Here is a 3,714-nt window from a genome sequence, read left to right on the forward strand (position 1 = left end):
CGGCCGCGAAGGACACAGGGAGGCCCTGTCCCCGTGAGGATCGCCTGCCAGTACGATCTCAGCAGCAATGCAGAACTCAAGGGTTATTTAATAGTCGCTCCTGCGGTGGACCTGTCGGTGGTCGGAACCGTTGACCGGACTACCGGGCGGACGATCAGCGTGTCGTAGGCGGCGGGTGGTGGCCGGTCGGTAGATGTCACGCAGTTCCCAGTGAGAGGACTGCGTGTGGATGTCCGATAATCGTGATCGTGTGATTGATCTGATCGATCTGCCGGTGTGGGGTCGAGTGGTCCCGATGGCCGGTGTCGAGCCGTTCTGTGTGGTGGATGAGGAGGGTCGGCCGGTCGAGCCGATCCGACGATTCCTGCGTGACCTGGTAGCGCAGGGATGTTCGGCCGCGACGATTCGCAGCTATGCGTTTGCGTTGCTGCGTTGGTGGCGGTTCCTGCGGGCGGTGGAGGTGGAATGGTCGAAGGCGTGTCCGGCGGAGGCGCGGGATTTCGTGCTGTGGTTGCAGCGGACCAGTAAGCGGCGTCGGTTGCCGCGAACTGATTCTGCGATGACGGCAGGAACGGTGAACCCGATCACCCGCAAGCGGTTCCAGGACGACAGCTATATGGTGGCCACGATTCGGCACTCGAACGCTGTCGTGCGGTCGTTTTACGCGTTCTGGATCGAGCGGGGTGAAGGGCCGCTGGTCAATCCGGTGGTGCTGGCTCGGGGGCGGGGGCGGCGTCCTCATGCGCATCACAACCCGTTGGAACCGTTCCGGCTGKAGGGGCGGCTGCGTTATAACCCGCCGACACCGAAACGTCGGCCGCGGGCGATGCCGGACGAGTTGTGGGAGCGGCTGTTCACTGCGATGCGTTCGGACCGTGACCGGGCGATCCTGGCGTTGGCGGTCAGCACCGGCGCTCGTGCCGGGGAGCTGCTGGGAATGCGCGGTGTCGATCTGGATTGGGGCGATCAGCTGATCCAGGTCCGGCGCAAGGGGACACGGGCGCCGCAGTGGCTGCCGGCCAGCCCGGAGGCGTTCGTGTGGCTGCGCCTGCACGTGGAGGAGATCGGCGGGCTGGGTGCTGACGCGCCGGTCTGGCAGACGCTGCGCCGTCGTGCCCGCGACGGCGGTCCGCCCGGTCGCGTGCCGTTGAACTACGAGGCGCTGCGGGCGGTGCTGCGCCGCGCCAACGGACTGCTGGGCACCAACTGGACCATGCACGACCTGCGGCATACCTGCGCCCTGCGCATGATCCGGGATGCTCGGCTGTCGCTGCGCGATGTGCAGACGATCCTCGGACACGCTCATCTGACCACGACCGAGACCTACCTCGTGGAAGACGACCTCGAGGTCATCCGCCGAGTACGGGACCATCTCGCCGGCCGCGACGAGCCGCTGACGCCGCCGGGCCCCGGCGGGGCGACGACCCCCTACCGGGCTGAGGACCTCACCGTGCTGTTCGGGCCAGCCGGCCGATGACGACGACAGCGTCCGCACCTGCCAGCGTCGAGGTGGCCGCCGCGACGAGCACGGTGCGGGTCGGACCGTTTAACTGGGCGAGCGCCGGACTGGTGCTGGCAGAGATCCCCACGTTGCCGGTGTTCCCGGCGGACCGCCACGGCGAGCAGTGGACCCGGGGAGCCGCCCGGATCCTTCGCTGGCTCGGCGAGCATCCGGGGTCGGGGTGGCAGCAGCGGTGGGCGGCGGCCGACGGGGACCGCTACGAGTGGATCGACCCGCTGCGCGCCCGCGAGGGCCTGAGCCCCTGGGCGGGCAAGGACGAACTACGCCGCGGCCTGGTCGGGCTGCTGCTGTGTCGGGCGATCCTGCCCAGCTACGACTTCATCCGCCGCTACCGGCCGTCCGCGCTGCTCAGCCACACCCAACAGGTCATCAGCCCGGCGCTGTTCTCCCGGCTCGGCCGGGGAGCCCAGGTCATGGGCCTGTCCGGCCGGCAGCAGGGCGAGACGCTCGCGTTGATCGCCAGGGTCGTGCTGCATACCGGTAAGACGGTCGAGCAGCTGACCCCGCAAGACCTCTTCGAGATCCGCTCCTACTACCTGAACGCCCGCAACCATGTCCCGCTGGGGATCTACCCGGCGTGGGACCTGCTGCGCACGGTCGGCGTCCTGGACACCCGGGTGGCGATGCGCACCGCGCTGCGTGCGGGGCCCCGACCGACCGCCGAACTCGTCGATCTCTACCGCATCCAGTCGCCGGCCGTCCGCGCCGTGTTGATCCGCTACCTCGACGAACGGCGCCCCGGGATGGACTACGGCTCGTTCCGCGCGCTGGTCACCGTCCTGGCCGGACGGTTCTGGGCCGACATCGAGGCCCACCACCCCGGTATCGACACCCTGACCCTGCCCGCCGAGGTCGCCGACGCCTGGAAACAGCGGATCATGTTCACCAGCAAGCCGTCCGAGCAGGGCCGGCCCCGCAAACGCCACCTCGACCTGCTCACCGGGGTCCGCGCGTTCTACCTCGACATCCAGGAGTGGGCGTTGGACGACGCCTCCTGGGTGCCGTTCGCCGCGCCCAGCCCGGTCCGCAAAGGTGACACCGACGGCATGGCGAAGCTGAAAAGGCAGGTCACCGCGCAGATCCACCAGCGCATCCGGGAACGCCTGCCGCACCTGCCCGTCCTCGTCGACACCGCCGAAACCCACCTCGACACCCAAGCCAGGCTGCTCGCGACGGCGAACGCCATGCCCGCCGGCGAGGTCTTCGACCACGCCGGCACCTCCTACCGCCGGACGCTGCGCGTCAGCCACACGCTGACCGCCCGCCACCACGGTACTGTCGCGACCCTCGTCACCGACCTCACCACCGGCGGGCTGGTCGACCTGACTCGCGCCGAGGACGAGGCGTTCTGGACCTGGGCGATCGTGGAAACCCTGCGCCACACCGGCGTCCGCATCGAGGAACTCCTCGAGCTCACGCATCTCGCGCTGAGCACCTACCGCCTGCCGGACACCGGCCAGACCGTGCCACTGCTGCAGATCATGCCATCGAAGAACGACGAGGAACGGCTCCTACTGGTCAGCCCGGAACTGGCCAGTGTCCTGGYCACCATCATCACCCGGCTCCGCGACGCTCACGGCGCGATCCCGCTCGTCGCCCGCTACGACGGCGCCGAACGGGTCACCGGACCGCCGCTGCCGCACCTGTTCCAACGCAAAATCGGCCACCGGCACGAAGTCATCAACGTCAACACCGTCCAGAAACTGCTGAAGAACCTGATAGCCCGCACCGGCCTACGCGACGCCACCGGCGCACCGCTGCGCTACACCGCGCACGACTTCCGGCGCATCTTCGTCACCGAGGCCGTCGCCGCGGGCCTACCCGTCCACATCGCCGCCCGCGTTCTCGGTCACCACCACCTGACCACGACCCAGTCCTATCTCGCGGTCTTCCAGGACGACCTCATCCGCGCCTACCAGGCATTCCTGACCCGGCGCCGGGCCGTCCGCCCCGCCGAGGAATACCGCGAACCCACCGACACCGAATGGGACGAATTCCAACAGCACTTCGAACTCCGCAAAGTCGAACTCGGCACCTGCGCCCGCCCCTACGGCACAGCCTGCAAACACGAACACGCCTGCATTCGCTGCCCCATGCTCCCCTGTACTCCGCACGTTTGGTTTTCATGCTTTGACCTGCCCGTTTCGTGATCACGGGGGTTTGGTCGGGTCTACTCCGAGGAGGTTGAGTAC

The 3,714-nt window shown here is 68.3% G+C and carries 2 protein-coding genes; both read left to right on the plus strand.

The annotated features are described in order from the left end of the window. The first annotated feature begins 229 nt into the window (after positions 1-229). Positions 230-1,477 (plus strand): tyrosine-type recombinase/integrase, encoded by a 1,248-nt coding sequence (locus BBK14_RS09710; RefSeq protein ID WP_071061203.1) that lies wholly within the window; start codon positions 230-232, stop codon positions 1,475-1,477. Next, on the plus strand, positions 1,474-3,672 hold the full coding sequence (locus BBK14_RS39855; protein ID WP_071061205.1) for a site-specific integrase: 2,199 nt from the start codon (positions 1,474-1,476) through the stop codon (positions 3,670-3,672). The genes BBK14_RS09710 and BBK14_RS39855 overlap by 4 nt, the downstream gene beginning before the upstream one ends. Positions 3,673-3,714: the final 42 nt, after the last annotated feature.

It is taken from the genome of Parafrankia soli (assembly GCF_001854695.1).
GTDB classification, from domain to species: domain Bacteria; phylum Actinomycetota; class Actinomycetes; order Frankiales; family Frankiaceae; genus Parafrankia; species Parafrankia soli.